This window comes from Lactobacillus corticis (assembly GCF_018327645.1).
Taxonomy (GTDB): Bacteria; Bacillota; Bacilli; order Lactobacillales; family Lactobacillaceae; genus Lactobacillus; species Lactobacillus corticis.
Map to the genome: position 1 here is coordinate 1 of NZ_BMAY01000031.1, position 373 is coordinate 373.

The 373-nt window shown below is 46.1% G+C and carries 1 pseudogene; it reads right to left on the reverse strand.

The features are described 5' to 3' along the window. Positions 1 to 373: pseudogene (locus KI210_RS08585) on the reverse strand (hypothetical protein); the annotation flags it as partial.

A 373-nucleotide genomic window follows, 5' to 3' on the forward strand; every position in this document is an offset into this window, starting at 1 on the left:
TGGAATGCTTGGTACTACTACCTTAGTTGATGGAACTTCCTCGCCATCCTTTACTGGATCAGGGTTGTTAACCTTGACGGTTAATTCATCCTTGGTCTTTTCATGTGGATCTTCAGTGTCTGGGATACCATCGTTGTCATCGTCAGTATCCTTGTTGTCTGGCGTGCCATCACCATCGGTGTCGCGCAAGATCGTTACTGGAACAGTAGTTTCAACCTTTTGGTCACCTTTAGTTACTGTTACTGGGATCTCGATTTCGCGAGTATCATCGCCAGCCTTGTCAGTCCAGTCATCTACCTTTGGAGTACCAGTCAAGTTGCCATCCTTATCAACAGATACGCCATCTACTGGAGTTGAGGTAATGGTTGAGTCT